At 41.2% G+C, this 19,070-nt stretch carries 19 protein-coding genes; 13 read left to right on the forward strand and 6 right to left on the reverse strand.

The features are described 5' to 3' along the window. Positions 1–38 precede the first annotated feature (38 nt). Both cutA and LS71_RS06530 read left to right on the forward strand, forming a co-directional pair. Positions 39–344, forward strand: a complete 306-nt coding sequence (gene cutA, locus LS71_RS06525; RefSeq protein ID WP_034354594.1) for a divalent-cation tolerance protein CutA — start codon at positions 39–41, stop codon at positions 342–344. Between the two features lie 104 nt (positions 345–448). Next, a complete protein-coding gene (locus LS71_RS06530; protein WP_034354596.1) occupies positions 449–793 on the forward strand; it encodes a hypothetical protein in 345 nt (114 codons plus the stop codon). Between the two features lie 170 nt (positions 794–963). Here the strand turns inward: LS71_RS06530 and LS71_RS06535 are convergent, their stop codons facing one another. The 3 genes from LS71_RS06535 to ybeY are packed head-to-tail and all read right to left on the reverse strand — an operon-like array spanning position 964 to position 3,440. Beyond that, positions 964–2,211, reverse strand: coding sequence for a HipA domain-containing protein (locus tag LS71_RS06535; RefSeq protein WP_034354599.1), 1,248 nt, complete (start codon positions 2,209–2,211; stop codon positions 964–966). Continuing rightward, on the reverse strand, positions 2,211–2,915 hold the full coding sequence (locus LS71_RS06540) for a nucleotidyl transferase AbiEii/AbiGii toxin family protein (RefSeq protein WP_034354602.1): 705 nt from the start codon (positions 2,913–2,915) through the stop codon (positions 2,211–2,213). The genes LS71_RS06535 and LS71_RS06540 overlap by 1 nt, the downstream gene beginning before the upstream one ends. 42 nt (positions 2,916–2,957) lie before the next feature. After that, positions 2,958–3,440 (reverse strand): rRNA maturation RNase YbeY, encoded by a 483-nt coding sequence (gene ybeY / locus LS71_RS06545; RefSeq protein WP_034354604.1) that lies wholly within the window; start codon positions 3,438–3,440, stop codon positions 2,958–2,960. A 141-nt stretch (positions 3,441–3,581) separates the two neighbouring features. Between ybeY and speA the strand changes: the two genes are divergently transcribed. Then, the gene (gene speA, locus LS71_RS06550) at positions 3,582–5,432 is read left to right on the forward strand and encodes an arginine decarboxylase (RefSeq protein WP_034354606.1); all 1,851 of its coding nucleotides are present in this window, start codon (positions 3,582–3,584) and stop codon (positions 5,430–5,432) included. An 8-nt stretch (positions 5,433–5,440) separates the two neighbouring features. Next, complete coding sequence (cysE, locus tag LS71_RS06555) at positions 5,441–6,202, forward strand: serine O-acetyltransferase (protein ID WP_081946264.1); 762 nt, start codon at positions 5,441–5,443, stop codon at positions 6,200–6,202. 261 nt (positions 6,203–6,463) lie between these two features. Here cysE and LS71_RS06560 read toward each other — a convergent pair whose 3' ends face one another. Together LS71_RS06560 and LS71_RS06565 are read right to left on the reverse strand one after the other, a co-directional pair. Next, positions 6,464–8,470 carry a methyl-accepting chemotaxis protein gene (locus LS71_RS06560; RefSeq protein ID WP_034354608.1) on the reverse strand — a complete coding sequence of 669 codons (2,007 nt, stop codon included), beginning with the start codon at positions 8,468–8,470 and terminating at the stop codon, positions 6,464–6,466. A 199-nt stretch (positions 8,471–8,669) separates the two neighbouring features. Next, positions 8,670–9,227 carry a YceI family protein gene (locus LS71_RS06565; RefSeq protein WP_034354610.1) on the reverse strand — a complete coding sequence of 186 codons (558 nt, stop codon included), beginning with the start codon at positions 9,225–9,227 and terminating at the stop codon, positions 8,670–8,672. Between the two features lie 211 nt (positions 9,228–9,438). On the opposite strand from LS71_RS06565, the gene hemL reads away from it, so the two are divergent. From hemL to LS71_RS06580, 3 genes are read left to right on the forward strand one after another with little or no spacing between them, the layout of a single operon-like run. Further along, the gene (gene hemL, locus LS71_RS06570) at positions 9,439–10,734 is read left to right on the forward strand and encodes a glutamate-1-semialdehyde 2,1-aminomutase (RefSeq protein ID WP_034354613.1); all 1,296 of its coding nucleotides are present in this window, start codon (positions 9,439–9,441) and stop codon (positions 10,732–10,734) included. A gap of 14 nt (positions 10,735–10,748) precedes the next feature. Continuing rightward, positions 10,749–11,090 carry an AtpZ/AtpI family protein gene (locus LS71_RS06575; protein WP_034354615.1) on the forward strand — a complete coding sequence of 114 codons (342 nt, stop codon included), beginning with the start codon at positions 10,749–10,751 and terminating at the stop codon, positions 11,088–11,090. Further along, on the forward strand, positions 11,074–11,553 hold the full coding sequence (locus LS71_RS06580) for a hypothetical protein (protein WP_034354618.1): 480 nt from the start codon (positions 11,074–11,076) through the stop codon (positions 11,551–11,553). Before LS71_RS06575 ends, LS71_RS06580 begins: the two co-directional genes overlap by 17 nt. 22 nt (positions 11,554–11,575) lie before the next feature. On the opposite strand, the gene LS71_RS09820 is transcribed toward LS71_RS06580, so the two are convergent. Beyond that, positions 11,576–11,701 carry a hypothetical protein gene (locus LS71_RS09820; protein ID WP_275050990.1) on the reverse strand — a complete coding sequence of 42 codons (126 nt, stop codon included), beginning with the start codon at positions 11,699–11,701 and terminating at the stop codon, positions 11,576–11,578. Here LS71_RS09820 and LS71_RS06585 point away from each other — a divergent pair. The 6 genes from LS71_RS06585 to leuB all read left to right on the forward strand — a co-directional run bounded on the left by LS71_RS06585 (position 11,700) and on the right by leuB (position 18,979). After that, positions 11,700–12,908 (forward strand): 2,3,4,5-tetrahydropyridine-2,6-carboxylate N-succinyltransferase, encoded by a 1,209-nt coding sequence (locus LS71_RS06585; RefSeq protein WP_034354620.1) that lies wholly within the window; start codon positions 11,700–11,702, stop codon positions 12,906–12,908. The genes LS71_RS09820 and LS71_RS06585 overlap by 2 nt on opposite strands. 24 nt (positions 12,909–12,932) lie before the next feature. Then, positions 12,933–14,261 (forward strand): 30S ribosomal protein S12 methylthiotransferase RimO, encoded by a 1,329-nt coding sequence (gene rimO / locus LS71_RS06590; RefSeq protein WP_034354623.1) that lies wholly within the window; start codon positions 12,933–12,935, stop codon positions 14,259–14,261. A 137-nt stretch (positions 14,262–14,398) separates the two neighbouring features. Beyond that, entirely contained in the window at positions 14,399–16,090 is a 1,692-nt protein-coding gene (locus tag LS71_RS06595) for a 2-isopropylmalate synthase (protein ID WP_034354626.1), read from the forward strand. A 10-nt stretch (positions 16,091–16,100) separates the two neighbouring features. Further along, positions 16,101–17,363, forward strand: a complete 1,263-nt coding sequence (leuC, locus tag LS71_RS06600; protein WP_034354629.1) for a 3-isopropylmalate dehydratase large subunit — start codon at positions 16,101–16,103, stop codon at positions 17,361–17,363. A gap of 36 nt (positions 17,364–17,399) precedes the next feature. After that, entirely contained in the window at positions 17,400–17,906 is a 507-nt protein-coding gene (gene leuD, locus LS71_RS06605) for a 3-isopropylmalate dehydratase small subunit (protein ID WP_034354632.1), read from the forward strand. Then, complete coding sequence (gene leuB / locus LS71_RS06610; protein WP_138109863.1) at positions 17,903–18,979, forward strand: 3-isopropylmalate dehydrogenase; 1,077 nt, start codon at positions 17,903–17,905, stop codon at positions 18,977–18,979. Before leuD ends, leuB begins: the two co-directional genes overlap by 4 nt. Positions 18,980–19,070 lie beyond the last annotated feature (91 nt).

Raw genomic sequence — 19,070 nt, forward strand, 5'->3', positions numbered from 1 at the left:
TCAAATTGCGCACAAAACCACATAAAGGAGCAAGTCTAATGTTAGTTATCCACACCACTGCAAGTAACAAAAAGGAAGCCAAAAAGCTTGCAAATATCCTTATAGAATCTCATCTTGTGCCATGCGTGCAGTATTTTAAGATTAAAAGCCAATATGTATGGCGCAAACGCGTGCATAAGCAGAGCGAATACCTGCTCATATTTAAAGCGCTAAAAGAGCATTATGAAGAGATTAGGCAGCTTATATATGCCAATCATAGTTACAAAATCCCTGAAATTGTGAGTTTTGAAGCAAAAGCAGCGCCCACCTACAAGCAATGGCTAGTAGATAATACCAAAGGTTAAGGGCTTATATACGCGCTATATGGGCGTATATGCGACTTGACTTATTTATATATTTTTGTATAAAATCGCGCGTTTTTAATACTTATAATCAAAAAGGAGTGATAATGAGCGAAACTCAAGAAACCACCGTAAATGTGAAAGTAGATGCTGGCTCATCTGGATTTTTGGGGGCGATTTTAGCATTTTTCTTTGGACCTTTGGGCATGTTTTTCTCCTGCTGGTTGGTTGGCAAATGGAGCTTTTTGAAAAGCTTTTTTGTGGCGTTTTTATTTGTAGTGTGCTTAGTGCTTTCGGGTCTTTTATGCTACGTTATCATAGGCTTTGTGCTAGTGCCTATTGTGTATATTGTCATGCTCATTGTCACATATAAGGCTTGCAGCAATCAAAATGTAAGCATCAAAATGCCAAGTGTGGAGACAACTACCACGCAAAGCACTCGCGAGCAGTAAGCCGCGATATGACTAAATTTATAGAATCTGCAGGCTAGATTCTATAAATTCCACCCTATTGCTTTTTATAAAAAGCCGCGCGCATCTTACAAATGTAAGCAAAGCTCACATTTGCGCCTAAAGTATAAAGTTATAGCTGCTTTAAGCATCTATCAACTTGTTTTTTGAGGTTAGATTCTATAAATTCCACGCTGTTGCTTTTCCTCACACAATGCTATTGCCTGCCTTGCCCGGCGTTGCAAATGCTTATTTATAGGCTCAAGGATAGAATCTGCAAGATTATATTTAGGGTGCTTAGTAAATTCAAAATGACAAAGTTTAGTGAGATGTTCTAAATGTCGCTCTCGCACATAAAGGCGCATTTGCTCTGTGAAAGGTATATCAAAATAACTCTTATCGCGCGCAAGTGCGGTATCTATATCATTTAAATACGCTTCCTCTAAAGTGGCGATGAGCGAAAGTCCATTATCAAAAATAGGCGCGGGACGCAAGGGCGCGCCTGTGTTGTTATCCACTATCATGCCAAAGTTGCCCAAATGCCTATCAGCGTTATAAATAATAGCATCAAAAAGCATTAAATCTTCAAAAGCAGCCTTGTCATAAAGCCTAAGAATATGCTCTATGACATTATTTTGTGAGTTTTTTCTCATTTTTCTCTCTCTGGCATTGAGGCACTGCGCCATAGGCACATAGCCTTCATCTTGGCTAGTAAATATCTCACAAACGCTCACCACCTCATCATAAAACATTTGCAAATCATAGCTTATGGCATTAAAGCCCAAAACGCGCGCAATTTGAGCCATATAATATTCGCTATATGCCTCGCCGCCTATGCCAAACATCTTGCTAGAAGCTTTATAGAGGCAGATTCTATCTTTACTTCTGTGCCAACATTTTTTGAGCATACCATTAGTGGTGTATTCGGGTGAAAGACTTATGGGCTGCAATCTTTTAGCAAAAAGTCCAAAGGCTGCTCGCTCCACACTCTCTAAAAAGGCATTTTCATACAAATTGACATCTTTCCACCGTGCGGGAGTATGCGCACTACTCATAAACTCATGCTTTGTCATATTTGGCGTAGATTCTATAGGCATAATCCAATAGCTATCATTCAGCCCTAAGCCAAAGCCCGCGTGAATGTAATCCATAACCCCCTCATTACCATAATCACTATATGTGGCAACGATATAGGGTGCATTTTCCCTGTGGTGTGGGATTTTCCTAGCCTTAATCCAAGTAAGCAGCGCTTCATCTAATGATATAGAATCTAGACTTTGCCTTTTTATCCCCATAGGCAGCAGCGCCTCATTAAATACATTTATAATGCGCACCCTTATGGTGCTAAGATTTGTGCTATCTGCCAACTGCACCTCAAAGCACAATACATCTATATCTTTATTTTTAAGGATATATTGCATTACTTTGCCTTGCCTTTAAGCATTTGGGATATTTTTGCAAGCATATTTTGCGCAAAATACGCCGTATCAAGCTTAGTGCTAGTATCTACAAACACAATCTTGCCTGCTGCTACATCGGCATTAAGCCGCGCCTCAATAGTGCTAGCCTCCATATAGCTTATTTGCATATACATATCAAGGAGTGTATTTTTATCAAAATATTGTGGATAATGCTCAAGTAAAAAGTGCAAATCATACAAATCCCTTATTCTTTCTTTATTGCCAAAAGCCCATTTTTTCATCGCTATAAGCTCGTGTAGGGCATAGACTTTGACACCCAAGATATTATCCACATCTAAATAATTATGGCGCAAAAATGCGCTATAAATCGCGCTAGATTCTATCTTTAAACTATCGCGCGCCTCTAAATCCAAACCATACTCAATCACCACGCTAAAGCTTGTCTCACTCTCCCTCTGCTCGCAAATGCGCCAGCGTTTAAAATCCTTATGCGCCTCTAAGCACTCCATAAAATTAAGATGCTCGCTCATACTATCAAAGTTTAAATCCCTAGCATAGCGATTTAGCCCATAAAACAACCCCAAAGCCCCACTGCCCTTTAGCACAAAGCCTTCACTAAAATAGGGCAAAATAGAGCGCATAAACTCAAGCTTTTGCGCGTAATGCTGTGAGGTATTGTGCTGTGGTGCGTTATTTTTGGGCATTTTAATCCTTTTTGGTATTTTTCTGCATTGTGCGCATTGTGTTTAGCCTTGTGCGCGCACAATGAGGCTTTGTTTTAAATGCAAAGATTCTATAATGCGCTGCTCCAAAGCCCGCTGCTCGCCCTCATCTTGCTCATGGTCATAGCCTAAAATATGCAAAAACCCATGGATAAAAAGTAAGCTTATCTCATCTTGCACGCTATGATGAAGCTGCTGTGCCATTTGAGTGGCTAGCTGCACATTAATCACCACGCTCCCCAAGCACAAAGGCTCATTTATAGAATCTAAATCCGTTATAGAATCTAGCGCTAGTGGAAAGCTTAAGACATCAGTGCTTTTATCAATGCCGCGATGCACACGATTAATATCTTGCATTTGCTTAGAATCTAGCATAATCACTTCGATATAAAAGTGCGATAAATCACGCTCTATGAGTGCGAGATTTTGTATATCTTGCATAAGCGCGTGCAGAAAATCATACTTATGCTCTGCTATCTCAAGGCGTGGCATGATAAAACTATCCATTTAGCCTACTCCAGTTAGTGATTGCTCCATTTATGTGCTATTAGCTTTGCTGTTAGGATTTTAAGTATATTCTTATTTTGTTAATTTAAACGCAAAGTGCTATAATGCCGCACTTAAATTTCACGCGCACAGGGGAGTGATATGGTGGATTATGGAATTAACTTTTGGAGCAATAATGACTTTATTATCCAAGATGGTAAGGTCAAAGTCAATCACAAGCACAAGCCAGCCCTTATTGATATTGTCCAAGATGTGCGTGAGAAAGGCTACAAAGGACCGCTTTTATTACGCTTCCCGCATTTAATTAAAAATCAAGTGGATAAAGTATTTAAAGCCTTTGAAAAAGCTATCAAAGAATACTCCTACAAAGGCTCATTCAAAGCCGTTTTCCCTCTCAAAGTCAATCAAATGCCTCATTTTATCCTGCCGCTTATGGAGCAAAGCAAGGATAAATGCTATGGTTTAGAAGCGGGCAGCAAGACAGAGCTTATCTTAGCTATGGCTTATACGAATAAACATTCGCCTATTACTGTGAATGGTTTTAAGGATAAAGAGATGATATCCTTAGGCTTTATCGCGGCAAATATGGGGCATAATATTACGCTTACCATTGAAGGGCTAAATGAGCTAGAGACGATTATTGAAGTGGCAAAGGAGCAGGGCGAGCCATATCCTAATATCGGACTAAGAATCCGCCTGCACAGCACGGGCATTGGCATTTGGGCAAAAAGCGGTGGGATAAATGCTAAATTTGGGCTTACTAGCACGGAGCTACTAGAGGCGATAAATATGCTTGAAAAGGAGCATTTGCTGCATAAATTTACGATGATTCATTTTCATATTGGCAGTCAAATTAGCGACATTTCACCACTAAAAAAGGCATTAAGAGAGGCGGGCAATATTTATGCAGAGCTTCGCAAAAAGGGCGCTAAAAACTTGCAGTGTGTCAATATCGGCGGCGGATTAGCTGTAGAATACACCCAGCATGAGGGTAAAAATAATTGCAACTACACACTAAGCGAATTTAGCGGCGATGTGGTCTTTTCCCTGCGTGAAATTGCTAAGAATAAAAAAGAGCCAGAGCCTGATATATTTATAGAATCTGGACGATACATCGCGGCAAATCACGCCGTTTTAATCGCGCCCGTGCTAGAGCTATTCTCTCAAGAATATGATGAAAAGGCTTTAAAGCTTAAAAAGCACAATCCTATGCTTATTGAGGAGCTTTTTGATTTGTATAATAGTGTGGTTGAGAAAAATGCTATCGAATACCTGCACGATAGCCTTGACCATATGGAATCTTTGCTCACGCTTTTTGATTTGGGCTATATTGACTTGCAAGATAGGAGCAATACTGAAGTATTGGTGCATTTAATCATCAAAAAAGTCATTAAATTGCTAAAACATAAAAATTATAATGAAATTTTGCGCATTCAAGAGCAAGTCCAAGAGCGATATTTGCTTAATTGCAGCTTTTTCCAAAGCCTGCCTGATTATTGGGGATTAGCCCAAAGTTTCCCTGTAATGCCCCTTGATAGGCTTAATCGCCGCCCTAATCGTAGCGCGAGTTTATGGGATATTACTTGTGATTCTGATGGAGAGATTGCCTTTAATGCCACGCAGCCGCTATTTTTGCATGATGTTGATGTAACAAAAGAGGAATATTTTCTAGCCTTTTTCTTAGTTGGCGCGTATCAAGAAGTGCTAGGCATGCGGCATAATCTTTTTACTCACCCCACAGAATTTAGCGTAGTCTTTGATGATGAATTAAATAAAGGCTATGAGTTATGCAATCTCATTGAAGCCCAAACGATTTTAGATGTGCTAGATGATTTAGATTATGACACAAAAGACATCGAGCGGCGTCTAAGGCAGCATATTGAGGAAAATCAAGAGCTTGATAGCGAGGGTAAGAAAGAAATGCTAGGGCGATTGTATATTATGCTAAGCGAAAATGGCTATTTGCGCACTATCGCCACTAAGGGAGATTAGAGGCGATTATGAGTGAAGAGATAAATAATAATACTCCCGCCAAAATATGTGATTTACACCATAAGGCAGGATTATGGACCATTATCAAAGAGGATTTTTGCATTATTCGCCAAAAAGACCCCGCTATCAACAAAAGTATCGAGCTATTTTTTAATTACCCGGGCTTAATCGCGCTAGTGCATTATAGAATCGCTCATCGCTTGCATAAAGCGGGCTTTAGAGTGCTAGCGCGCATTATTATGGGGCTTACAGGATTTATCACTAATGTGGATATTCACCCCGCAGCCATTATCGGCAGGCGCGTATTTATCGACCACGCTACAGGCGTTGTCATTGGCGAGACGGCTGAAGTGGGCAATGATGTGATGATTTATCAAGGCGTAACGCTAGGCGGCACGAGTTTAAGCAAGGTTAAGCGCCACCCAACTATTTGTGATGGCGTAGTTATCGGCGCTGGAGCAAAGATTTTGGGCAATATTACTATTGGTGAGAATGCCAAAATTGGCGCAAACTCCGTAGTGGTTAAAGATGTGCCAGCAGACTGCACAGCAGTGGGTATCCCCGCACGCGTTATCGTCAAAGGACGCGCCAAAGAAGCCCATGCCATTAACAAACTGCCTGATATTGATAGGGCTGTGTTTGAATACCTTTTCAAACGCATACAGATTCTAGAATCTACTTTAGAATCTACCAACCAAAGCAAGGCGTATAAGCAAGCCATTAGCGAGCTTGATGCGCTTTATGCTAATTTCTTGCAATCTTTAAAGTAGATTCTATTCCTTTGCAACTACGCGCCGTGCGCTTATATTTTGCTTATAAATCTTAAGGCTAGATTCTATAATTTCCGCGCTATTGCTTTTTATAAAAAGCCGCGCGCATCTTGCAAATATGAGCAAAGCCCATATTTGCGCCTAAAGTATAAAGTTATAGCTGCTTAAAGCATCTATCAACTTGTTTTTTGAGGCTAGATTCTATAATATCGCACAAATTTTGCACTTTTTGCGCTAGATTCTACAAAAATATAGAATCTACTATATCTTAAACGCCTCAAGTTTATTATCAAGTGCCTTAGTTTGCGCGCCAAGCGTGCCTGAACTTTCCTGCATTTGTCCGCTTATCTCCACGATAGACTCCACGCATTGCGCGATTTTAATGCCATTATCCAAAATCGCTGAAGTGTTAGAATTAACCTTCTGCGCGCCTTCAAGGCTGGAGAGAGATTTTTCCATAGCTTCTTGCACAAGCTGCGAGAGAGATTCTATATTTTCTTTCATCGCGCTAGATTGCTGCGTTAAATCCTGCATAGATTTGGAGCTATTTTCCATATCGGTTGAAATCTCATTAATAGACTGCAAAATCGATTGAATAATCCCGCTCGTTTCAGTAATAGAATGCTGCGTGCGCTCAGCTAACTTTCGCACCTCATCTGCCACCACCGCAAAGCCCCGCCCATGCTCGCCTGCGCGTGCGGCTTCAATGGCGGCATTGAGCGCTAAAAGATTGGTTTGCTCGGCAATATCGGTTATGACCACAAGCACATTTTGAATATTTTTCGCCTCATTAGTAAGGGAGAGAATCTTACTTACATTTGCGTCCTCTTTTTGCGCATCTTCTTCAATTTCAGCGCTTATAGATTCTATAATATGCTTTGTTTGGCTCATATTATTTAGCACAGATTCTAAAGCCTCTTTTGTCGCGTTTGAAAGCGTGATATTCTGCTCGATAATCTCGCGGCTAGTCTTGCCTAAATCTGTATTATCAGCTGAAATTTTGGCAATGTCTTTGGTGTTACTCTCAAGTTTATGAGAAATATCTACTAGCGTATCTGTGATGGAGAGATTATTTTTTGCCTGCTTTGCCACTTCTAAAAATACATTATGAATGTATTTTATAAAGCTATTCACAGAGCCTGCCATTGAGGCAATCTCATCATTTGCTAGCACGCTTACTTGCGCGGTTAAATCTTTATTTTCAGTAATATATGAAAGCTTTGTGTTAATATTACTTAAGCGCTTAATGATATTTCTTACCACCACCACGCATAACACAAGTGCCAACACCGCTACAATGCCCTCTAATGCAATAAAAATAATAAGCTCATTTTGCAGGCTTTGGATATGCGAATCCACAATGCCATTAATGTAATTTGCCAAAAAATCCTCGACATCTTTAAGCAAGTTGATTTTTATCGTAATAGTATCAAACCACACCTTTGCCTCCACGCCAAATTCACCTGTGTGCCGCTTAGATTCTAAAATATCGCGCATTTGCTGCACTTTTGCAAAGCTCTCATGCTTAATGCTCTCATTATAGAATCTCAAACTTTCTCCATGCGCAAGGGATAAAAAAAGCTTCATAAACGCTTCTTGCTCGGCAATTAGGGCGATAAATTTATTAAAATTAGCATCACTTGGCACAGCATTGCTTGCAAAAATCCCATTACCTGTAGCACGTTCTAACCCCGCACGCTCCTTTGAGTAGAGGAAATTCGTATAGGCTATCATTGATTTTGCCAAAGTCGCATCATCAATAAGCTTGGTAGATTCTAAAACGCTATCAAGCAAAAAGGCTATTGTGGAGGTGTAGTAGCCTATCACTTTGGGCGTTACTTGCGTTTGCTCGGTGATAGATTTATCGGCTAACTCACGCGTTTGAGTGATTTTGCTAGCTAGGTCTAAACCTTGATTAAGCTGTGTGAGATAGGCTGTGGGCAAATGGCTGCCTGCTGCAACCATTTGTCTAAAAATCTCATAAGCCTTGTCTGTCTCCACGCGCTGGGTTTTTAACTCGCTGGCAAATTTTGCCCCCTTACTAGCCAAAAAGCCCGCTGTCATACCGCGCTCTTTTTGCATTTCATGCACGAATTTTGAGAGCTGCTCAGAAATATAAATCTGCTCTTTTAGGGTTTTGGCTTGCGTGATAGAATCTAGCGTATCACTTAGGCGAAAAAATAAAAACACAATAAGAGCAATCACTGGAATGCCAACAAGGGCTAAGATTTGAAAGCGAATGCTTAAATGGCGCAGCAGAGAGGACATAGCTCGCTCCTTAAAATTTGATATAGGTAAAGATGTTAGTCGCTTATGTCTTAAAGTAGAGTAAGAATAGTGTAGATTTTACACAAAATTTGTAGAAAAATCGCATTTTGACACATTGTATTAAATAGACAAAAAGAGATTTGCACAAAGGGCTAAGATTTTGCGCCAACCATAGCTAGTGCAAAATCTTAAAAGAGAGCTATTTCACGGGCGCTTCAAAGGCGATTTCAACTTGCGTCCAAGTAAGTTTTTCATGCTCTGGAATAGCATTTTGCAAGCTCACTCTAGCGCCATCAAGCCCAAACTCGCTTAAATCAAGCACGCCTTTAGCCACAAGCTTGCCATTACTCACTTCAAATTGCATAGGCACTTTTTGTGTTTTGCCATTCATACGCACATTGGCTAAAATCGTGCCTTTATCCTTGCCCTCAATTACATCTTTAAAAGTAACTTTGATAGGGTCTTTTTTAGCAAAACTATCAAAGAAAAATGTCTTCACATTAGCGTTTTTAGTCTCATCGCCTAGATTTACTTTCATAATATCAATAGTGGCTGTGGCATTGCTCAATTGAGATTCTAAATCCTGCGTTTTATTAGGCTTGCCAAATTTAAACTTCACATCATCAAAGCTCCCTGTTACGGCTACTTTTGCAGGTGTTTTAAACGCTGTCCATTTCACTTCTGCCTTTTGGGTATCAATGCTTGCTGCACACGCCAAACTACCAACCAAACCAAGAGTGGCTAGCACTTTTTTCATATTTGCTCCTTTAAAATTGAAATATCTAATCATTGTAAAATAAGAAAATAAATATTTTTTATTTTTACATTTTTAGCGCACTTAAAGCCCTTATATTATCAAGGATTAAACACAAGCGCGCTACAATCTTAGTTATTTTATAGAATCTAAAAGGCTAGATTCTATAATTTAGGCGCTGCCACACAAGCATACAAAAGCACAAAGGATTTATATGGAAATTTTGCATAGTATTAATGATTTTAACGAGGCAAAGCAAGTCATTCCCGGCGGAGTAAATTCACCTGTTAGGGCATTTGGCAGTGTGGGCGGCACGCCGCGATTTATCGCTAGAGGCAAGGGCGCATATATTTATGATGAAGATGGCAATGCTTATATTGACTTTGTGCAGAGCTGGGGACCGCTCATTTTTGGGCATGCTGATGCATTTATAGAATCTGCGCTTAATCTTGCTATCAAAGATGGATTAAGCTTTGGCGCACCCACAGAGAAAGAAACGACATTAGTTAAGCAAATTATGGCGCTAAGTCATCACGCTACAGAAAAAATGCGCCTTGTAAATTCCGGCACAGAAGCGACTATGAGTGCGCTGCGTCTGGCTAGAGCATATAGTGGCAAAGATGATATTATTAAATTTGATGGCTGCTATCATGGACATAGCGATAGTTTGCTCGTTTCTGCGGGGAGCGGCTGTGCGACTTTTGGCACACCTAGTTCGCCGGGCGTGCCAAAGGATATATCTAAACATACTTTAGTAGCGCGCTACAATGACATAGATTCTGTGCGGGCATGCTTTGAGACAAGCAAAAATGTAGCGTGCGTGATTATTGAAGCATTGGCTGGGAATATGGGATTTGTGCCTGCTGATAAAACCTTTATGCATAATTTGCGCACATTATGTGATGAATATGGCGCGCTTTTAATCATTGATGAAGTAATGAGCGGGTTTAGAGCTGGGGTGCAAGGAGCTATTGGGCTGTATGAAGTAGAAGCAGATTTGGTCACTTATGGCAAAGTTATTGGCGGAGGTATGCCGTTGGCTGCATTTGGTGGGCGTGCAGATATTATGGATATGCTCTCCCCCTTAGGTGGCGTATATCAAGCTGGCACGCTTAGTGGTAATCCTATCGCTGTGAGTGCGGGCATTGCCACTTTATCGCAAATTAAAGCAAAAGCGCATTTATATGAGCAACTAGAGAGCTTGGCTAAACGACTAACGCAAGGCTTGCAAAGTGCTGCAAAAGATTGTCAAATCCCCTTGCAAGTGGATTATCGCGGGAGTATGTTTGGCTTTTTCTTTAATGAAGATGTGGTTAAAAATTTTGATGATGCGAAAAAAAGCGACACAAATATGTTTGCGCGCTTTCATCAAAAAATGCTAGAAAGGGGCGTGTATTTTGCTTGCTCGCAGTTTGAAACGGGCTTTATATGCGCACCTATGGACGAAGCAATGATTGATGAAGTGATTGCAAAAGCCGCACAAGCCTTTATAGAGATTACACACGAATAATTATAGAATCTACAATGGACAAAGAGCAAAAACACAAAGGCAGGCTAACCCCTATCGTAGAGGGCGCAAATGAGCTAAGTGTAGGCATTTCTATAGTCGTGGCAGTCTTGCTAGGCATAGGCATAGGCATAGGGCTAGAGCATTTAAGCGGTGCAAAATGGACATTTTGGCTAGGCGTGGTATGGGGCATAGGCGCGGCTATTTTAAATCTTTATAAAGCATACAAAAGGCAGCAGCGACAAGCTCAAGAGCTAGCAAATAACCCACGCTATACCTACAAGCCCGCGCAGAGTGAAAGCAAAAAGATTGATGATAGCGATGATGAGGAAGATAGCTTAAGTGGCAAATACTACTAATACTAAAAAGGCAGGCATACAAGGCATAAGCGTAAGTTTATTATGTGCTATAGCAGTGTTTGGCGCGCTTGTGGGCTATCAATGTGGGCTTAATATTATGCTTAGCTTTGAAGTAGGCTTTGTGGGAAATGTGTGCATAGTGGGCAGCTCATTCCTTGCTATGCTTAAAAAATTAAAACATTTGCCCGCGCAAGAATCCCCCAAAACGCACTCAAAAGAGGGTAAAAATAAACAGGGGGCAAAAGAAAAAGGCGCATTTTTCACAGATTTTTCCACCAAATTCACACTAGGGACGCAAATGAGTATCGCATTTTTGCGTATATTAAGCTATTTAGCGCTTGCGGGCGCGATTATAGCGCTATTTAAATATGAGCTATTTTCGTTTGTGGGATTTTTTGTAGGGCTTTTTGTGGCGCTTGTGGCACTCATTGGCTTAAGTTTATGGTATATAAAAGCCTCTTAAATGGCTTTATATAGCCTATTATTTAGTCTAGATTCTGTTCTCTTATTTGCTCGCCCTTTGTGCGAGATACTAAAATCTTAAGCTTAGATTCTATACAATAAGCCCTCACGCTATTTATGACTTTAGATTCTATACAAGGAGTTTGCATGAGCATTCAAAAATTTAAATTATTTGTTGATGAGTATCAAAAAAGAGCAGATTATAAAGAGCCTTTGGGGTTTGGGATTGCGCGTGTGGAGATTGGCAAAAAGTCTAAAGCCGTGCTATGCGCCACTTATCCTACGATGAATTGGAGCGGGGAAAATCTAGGGACTTATGCGGTTTTGTGTGAAAGTGCGCAAGCAGCAGAGAGTTTATCACAAAGTGAAAATGAGGCAGTTTATGGCATTACGCAAGCGTTTGTAGATAAGGCTTTGGAGCTTTATACGCCCTTTTTAAGCGAGGCATTGAGCGATAATCAAACGCATAAAAATATTCAAGTCATTTTAGAATTAAAAAAGCAAGCCGACAAAGGAAAGCTTAAAACTAAAGGCGGCAGGGCGCGCTATCGCTTTTGCGTGATTTACAAAGATGAAAAATGCGAAAGTGTAGAATCTGCATATCTTAAATTGCTCGCACTCTCTTTGGGCAAAGCTCCTCTGCGCTCCTTGCAGCTTGATGGGATTTTTGGATTATTGCAAAATGTCGCGTGGAGCGGGAATAAGCCCTATGAGCTTGAATGGTTAAGAGAAAATGAAGTGCGCTTAAAGGTAGAGGGGACATTCCCCCATATTGATTTTGTAGATAAATTCCCGCGATATTTAATGCAAGTCATTCCGCAATTTGATAATATCCGTCTTTTAGATGCGGCAAAAACGCGCTTTGGAGCGTATCTTGGCAATGGTGGCTACACGCAAATGCCCGGCGCAAGCTATGTGAATTTTAATGCCGGCGCACTAGGGGCTTGTATGAATGAAGGGCGCATTAGCTCAAGCGTGGTGGTGGGTGAAGGCACAGACATTGGTGGGGGTGCTAGTATTCTAGGTGTGCTAAGTGGTGGCAATACAGAGCCTATAAGCATTGGTAAAAATTGCTTGCTAGGCGTTAATAGCGCTACAGGCATTAGTCTAGGCGATGGCTGCATTGTCGATGGTGGCATCGCGGTGCTAGCAGGCGGGGTATTTTACATAAAGCCAGAAGAAGCAGCAAAAATAGCACAAATCAATGATACTTTTGTCATCAATGAAAGCAATCTCTACAAAGGTAGGGAGTTATCGGGCAAAAATGGCATTCACTTCCGCTGCGATAGCCAAAGTGGAAAGATGATAGCCTTTAGAAGCAATCGCAAAATCGAGCTAAATACGGCTTTGCACTAATTTATAGAATCTGGGATATTTTGAGTGAGTAAAAGCTTGCACCTTATTTCGCTAGGCTGCACAAAGAATTTAGTAGATTCTGAAGTAATGCTTGGGCGATTGAAACATTTTGCCTTAACGCCGCACATTGACGAAGCAGATGTGATTATTGTAAATACCTGCGGATTTATAGAATCTGCAAAGCAAGAGAGTATCCAAACTATCCTTGATGCTTCAAATAAGCGCAAAAATGGCGCGATACTAGTGGTAAGCGGCTGCTTATCGCAAAGATACACCAAAGAGCTGCGAGCAGAAATCCCTGAAATTGATATTATCACAGGCGTGGGGGATTATGATAAGATTGATGTGATGATACAAGAACTTAAGAGTGTGCGCTCACAAGGCGTATTTTTGAGCGATTGGCATAATGAGCGCGTGATTATTGGCTCAAGGTTTCATGCCTATATCAAGCTAAGTGAGGGCTGCAATCAATCTTGTAGCTTTTGCGCAATCCCCACTTTTAAGGGTAGGCTGCACTCGCGCACGCTATCTTCAGCCATTAAAGAGCTAGAAAATCTCTACGTGCAGGGCTTTAGGGACTTTACATTTATCGCTCAAGATTCTAGCTCGTATATGCGTGATTTAGGGCAAAAAGATGGCTTAATTGCACTCATTCATGCTGTTGATAAGCTTAATCTCCCTATAAGTGCAAGAATCTTTTATCTCTACCCCACCACTACAAGCCTGCAACTTATAGAATCTATTGCGCAATCAAAAAGTTTTTTGCCCTACTTTGATATGCCAATTCAACACATTGCAGATTCTATGCTAAGCCTTATGCGGCGTGGTGCAGATAAGAAAAGGCATATTGAGCTTTTAAAGGCTATGAAAGCAGTGCCACAAAGCTTTGTGCGCACGAGCTTTGTGCTAGGACACCCCGGGGAGAGTGAGCGAGATTTTTTAGAGCTGTGTGATTTTGTGCAGGATTTTGGCTTTGATAGGGCGAATTTATTTGCCTATTCGCCCCAAGAAAATACACCCGCTTTTAGTATGCCCAATAAAATTAGTGCAAAGCTCACAAATGCGCGCATTACTGCGCTTAATAAAATTATTAAAGCCCAGCACAAAGCGCATAATAAAGCCCTGCTCAATCAAGAAGTAGATATTATCTGCGAGGGCAAAAGCGAGATGAGTGAGTATTTCTACAAAGCGCGCTTAAAGCTATGGGGGCGGGACATTGATGGGGAGATTCTTATTAACGATAGCGAGCTTTGTGATACAAATGGCGAGCCTTTAGCGCTAAAAGAGGGCTACTATCGTGCGCGCATTACTGCGCATAAGCAAAATTTTCTCTTTGCAAAGGTAGTGGGCTAGCATTTTGGCGCACTTAGACAAATTGGTGCGACATTCACAAAATCTCTCAAAAGCATGTATTTTATAATAATCTTTATCGCTTGTATAGTTTTTGTTGCTAGAATTGCGCTTTTGCAGCAATTTTTCAAGGAGTTTTTATGAATTACAGGAAGTATCAAAGGGGCTATTATATGCCCCCTTGTGTGTGTTTGGACTGGAGTAAAAAAGAATATATTGAGCGCGCGCCATTGTGGTGCAGCGTGGATTTACGCGATGGTAATCAAGCCCTTATCACACCTATGAACCTGCAAGAAAAACTCTCTTTTTTTAAGCTGCTGCTGCAAATTGGATTTAAAGAAATTGAAGTGGGCTTCCCTGCGGCGAGTGAGACTGAATTTCGCTTTGTGCGCACACTTATTGAGCAAGATTTAATCCCTGATGATGTAACCATACAAGTGCTTACTCAAGCAAGAGAGCATATTATCAAAAAAACTTTTGAGAGCTTAGATGGGTGCAAAAATGCCATTGTGCATATGTATAATTCTACTTCTTTTGCCCAACGCCAGCAGGTGTTTAAAAAATCGCAAGCAGAAGTGAAGCAAATTGCGCGCAATGGAGCGCTATACCTCCAAGAATATGCGCATAAGACAAGGGGCAATTTTAGATTTGAGTATTCGCCTGAAAGCTTTAGCGGCACAGAGATTGACTACGCGCTTGAGGTATGTAATGAGGTGCTACATATTTTTGCGCCAACGCCTGAAAAAAAGGCTATCATTAATCTCCCTGCAACCGTGGAGATGAGCCTACCGCATATCTATGCAAGTCAAGTGGAGTATATCTCAAAGCATCTTTATGCGAGGGAAAATGTGCTTGTATCCCTGCACCCGCATAATGATAGAGGCTGCGCTGTGGCTGATGCGGAACTAGGACTACTAGCAGGAGCAGATAGGATTGAGGGCACACTCTTTGGCAATGGCGAGCGAACGGGCAATGTGGATATTATCACGCTAGCTATGAATATGTTTTCACATGGCGTAGATTCTAAACTTGATTTTAGCAATCTGCCTGCAATTTGTGATTTGTATGAGGAAGTTACTAAAATGCAAGTCTATGAGCGGCAGCCGTATTCTGGAAAGCTTGTCTTTGCGGCATTTTCCGGCTCTCATCAAGATGCCATTGCAAAAGGCATGGCATATCACAAAGAGCATAATCTTAGCACTTGGAGCGTGCCATACCTGCCCATTGACCCAGCAGATGTAGGGCGCGTGTATGAAAGTGATGTTATCCGCATAAATTCACAAAGCGGCAAGGGCGGCATTGCCTATATTTTGCATAATCATTATGGGGTAAATCTCCCACCACTTTTTAGGGAGGAGTTTTCATATTATGTCAAACACATCTCCGATAAGGCGCATAAAGAGTTGAGCCCTAGTGAGATTTGCGAGATTTTTGAAAATGAGTTTGTGAATTTTAAGGCTTTGTTTGCTATTGATGATTTTTGCTTTTGTCAAAATGATGAGGACGCAGAATATAAGTTTGGCGTAAGGCTTAAAATGCTTCCAAATATGCCACGGCTTAAACACACGCATATTAATGGCAGCGGAAATGGGCGGCTTGATAGTGTAGCAAGCGCGCTAAGAGAATATTTAGGAATAGCATTTGATATTCTTGACTATAGTGAGCATTCGCTCAATCAAGGCTCAAACTCTTCTGCTGTCTCTTATGTGCAGATTGAAAGCAATGGCAAGAAATGCTTTGGCGTGGGCATTGATAGTGATATTATTATCGCTTCAATAAACGGGCTTGTGAGCGCGCTTAATCGTATTTTACAACAACAAGATTCTATATAAGGAGTAGAAAATGGGAATGACAATGTCGCAAAAAATATTAGCTGATAGGGCAGGATTAGAATCCGTGCGCCCAAATGATTTGATTATGGCAAAACTTGATATGGTGCTAGGTAATGATATTACCACGCCTGTGGCGATTAATGCCTTTAAGGCAGCAAAGTTTGAAAAGGTATTTGACAAAAATAAAATCTCTCTAGTAATGGACCATTTCGCACCTAATAAAGACATTAAGGCTGCTACTCAAAGCGCGCAATGTCGGTGCTTTGCTAAAGATTTTGATATTTCACATTACTATGATGTGGGCAATATGGGCGTAGAACACGCGCTTTTGCCAGAGCAAGGCATTGTAACCATTGGTGATTTAATCATCGGCGCAGATTCTCACACCTGCACTTATGGCGCACTAGGAGCGTTTAGCACAGGTGTAGGCTCAACAGATATGGCAGTAGGCATGGCAAGCGGTGAGGCATGGTTTAAGGTGCCAAAGGCGATGAAGTTTAATCTCAAAGGCAAGTTGCGCCCTTATGTGAGCGGCAAAGATGTGATTTTGCACATTATTGGCAAAATTGGCGTAGATGGCGCGCTGTATAAAAGTATGGAGTTTGGTGGAGAGGGCTTAAAGCACTTAACCATCGATGATAGATTGTGCATCGCAAATATGGCTATAGAAGCAGGGGCAAAAAATGGCATTTTTGAGGTAGATGATATTACGATTAATTATGCCAAAGGGCGCACAAAAAGGGAGTTTAGAATCTACAAAGCAGATGATGATGCAGAGTATGAGCAAGTCTTTGACATTGACCTAGATTCTATAAATCACACAGTGGCTTTTCCGCATTTGCCTGAAAATACTAAAGAGAAAGATGATTGGGGGGAAATTAAGATTGACCAAGTAGTTATTGGCTCTTGCACAAATGGGCGATTAAGCGATATGGCGGTGGCTGCGGAGATTTTAAAGGATAAAAATATCGCAAAAAATACGCGCTGCATTATTATCCCCGCTACACAAAATATTTATTTAGAGTGCATTAATAGAGGTTATTTGGAGACATTTATTAAGGCTGGTTGCGTAGTTTCAACACCTACTTGCGGACCTTGTCTTGGCGGGCATATGGGGATTTTAGCAGCGAATGAAAAATGCGTTTCTACAACTAATCGCAACTTTGTGGGGCGTATGGGACATGTAACAAGCGAAGTATATCTCTCTTCACCAGAAGTGGCAGCAGCAAGCGCAGTGCGTGGGATTCTAAGCTCGCCACAAGATGTATTATAGAATCTAACCCATAAATCGCATAAAAAAGGAGCAAAGATGAAAGCCAAAGGAATTGTCCATAAATATGGGGATAATGTCGATACAGATGTAATTATCCCCGCGCGATATTTAAATACTGCAGACCACAAGGAGCTAGCGAGTCATTGTATGGAGGATATTGATAAGGATTTTGTAAAAAATGTAAAAATGGGTGATATTATGGTTGGAGGGTGGAACTTTGGCTGTGGAAGTAGTCGAGAACACGCGCCTATTGCCATAAAAGCAAGTGGGATTTCATGCATTATTGCTAAATCTTTTGCGCGCATTTTTTATCGTAATGCCATTAATATCGGGCTTGCAATTATAGAATCTGAAGCCATTGCCAATGCCATTGAAAATGGCGATGAGGTGGAGATTGACTTTGATGGGGGAGTGATTAAAGATTATAGAAGCAATGAAGAGTTTAAAACTACGCCCTTTCCGCCCTTCATACAAGAAATCATTAATGCCAATGGTTACCTTAATTGGATTGCTAAAAGGGCAGAAAGCAAAGGAGCAAAATGAAAAAACAAATCGCGCTCATTTATGGAGATGGCATTGGCAGGGAGGTGGTAAGCGAGGCTAAAAGTGTGCTTGAAATAATAGCAAAGCGCTATAAGCATGAATTTATTTTTGCAGAAGTTTTAGCAGGGGGCTGCGCCATTGATGCGTGCGGGGAGTGCCTGCCACAAGAAAGCCTTGAGATATGCAAGCAAAGCCATAGCGTGCTTTTAGGAGCTGTGGGCGGTCCTAAGTGGGACAAAGAGCCAAGTCATAATCGCCCGGAGAGTGCTTTACTGCGCTTAAGAAAAGAGCTAGGATTATTTGCAAATATCCGCCCAGCTACACTTTTACCACAACTGCATGATGCAAGCCCACTAAAGAGCGAGATTTTAAAACATGGGATTGATTTTGTCATCGTGCGAGAACTCATTGGTGGGGCGTATTTTGGCGAGCATAGTATAAAAGAAATTAATGGAGAAAAAGTCGCTAGCGATGCGATGACTTATAGCGCCTCACAGATAGAATCTATTGCCAAAGTAGCCTTTGAAATTGCAAATAAACGCAAAAAACGCGTAGTATGCGTGGATAAAGCAAATGTGCTAAGCAGCTCAAGGCTATGGAGAGAGGTGGTAGAGCAGGTGGCTAAACACTACCCGCATATCGCGCTATCATATATGTATGTGGATAATGCGGCTATGCAAATTTGCAGAGAACCTAGTCAATTTGATGTGATTTTGACAGAAAATATGTTTGGCGATATTCTAAGCGATGAGGCGAGCATTATCACAGGCACGATTGGCGTTATCCCCTCTGCCTCACTCTCAAATAGCACTTTAGGACTATATGAGCCAATCCACGGCAGTGCGCCTGATATTGCTGGAATGGATAAGGCAAATCCCATAGGCACAATTTTGTCTGCGGCAATGATGCTAGAATATGCTTTTGGACTAAAGCAAGAAAGTCTAAGCATTCAGCAAGCAGTGCAAAAAACGCTAGATTTGGGCTACCGCACGGGAGATATGATGAGTGAGAATATGCACCTTGTAGGCTGCAAAAAAATGGGCGAGCTTATAAGAGCCAACATTGGAGGCTAAATGCTCTTCAACTCCCATATATTCTTATTTTGTTTCTTGCCTATTGTGTGGTGTATGTTTTATGTGATTAAGTCTTGTGCTTTTAGTTATG

It is taken from the genome of Helicobacter jaachi, from assembly GCF_000763135.2.
Taxonomy (GTDB): Bacteria; Campylobacterota; Campylobacteria; order Campylobacterales; family Helicobacteraceae; genus Helicobacter_C; species Helicobacter_C jaachi.

Coding starts and splice junctions, on each gene's coding strand:
- cutA (WP_034354594.1), top strand. CDS start 39: ATGTTAGTTATCCACACCACTGCAAGTAACAAAAAGGAAGCCAAAAAG.
- LS71_RS06530 (WP_034354596.1), top strand. CDS start 449: ATGAGCGAAACTCAAGAAACCACCGTAAATGTGAAAGTAGATGCTGGC.
- LS71_RS06535 (WP_034354599.1), bottom strand. CDS start 2,211: ATGCAATATATCCTTAAAAATAAAGATATAGATGTATTGTGCTTTGAG.
- LS71_RS06540 (WP_034354602.1), bottom strand. CDS start 2,915: ATGCCCAAAAATAACGCACCACAGCACAATACCTCACAGCATTACGCG.
- ybeY (WP_034354604.1), bottom strand. CDS start 3,440: ATGGATAGTTTTATCATGCCACGCCTTGAGATAGCAGAGCATAAGTAT.
- speA (WP_034354606.1), top strand. CDS start 3,582: ATGGTGGATTATGGAATTAACTTTTGGAGCAATAATGACTTTATTATC.
- cysE (WP_081946264.1), top strand. CDS start 5,441: ATGAGTGAAGAGATAAATAATAATACTCCCGCCAAAATATGTGATTTA.
- LS71_RS06560 (WP_034354608.1), bottom strand. CDS start 8,470: ATGTCCTCTCTGCTGCGCCATTTAAGCATTCGCTTTCAAATCTTAGCC.
- LS71_RS06565 (WP_034354610.1), bottom strand. CDS start 9,227: ATGAAAAAAGTGCTAGCCACTCTTGGTTTGGTTGGTAGTTTGGCGTGT.
- hemL (WP_034354613.1), top strand. CDS start 9,439: ATGGAAATTTTGCATAGTATTAATGATTTTAACGAGGCAAAGCAAGTC.
- LS71_RS06575 (WP_034354615.1), top strand. CDS start 10,749: ATGGACAAAGAGCAAAAACACAAAGGCAGGCTAACCCCTATCGTAGAG.
- LS71_RS06585 (WP_034354620.1), top strand. CDS start 11,700: ATGAGCATTCAAAAATTTAAATTATTTGTTGATGAGTATCAAAAAAGA.
- LS71_RS09820 (WP_275050990.1), bottom strand. CDS start 11,701: ATGCAAACTCCTTGTATAGAATCTAAAGTCATAAATAGCGTGAGGGCT.
- LS71_RS06595 (WP_034354626.1), top strand. CDS start 14,399: ATGAATTACAGGAAGTATCAAAGGGGCTATTATATGCCCCCTTGTGTG.
- leuC (WP_034354629.1), top strand. CDS start 16,101: ATGGGAATGACAATGTCGCAAAAAATATTAGCTGATAGGGCAGGATTA.
- leuD (WP_034354632.1), top strand. CDS start 17,400: ATGAAAGCCAAAGGAATTGTCCATAAATATGGGGATAATGTCGATACA.
- leuB (WP_138109863.1), top strand. CDS start 17,903: ATGAAAAAACAAATCGCGCTCATTTATGGAGATGGCATTGGCAGGGAG.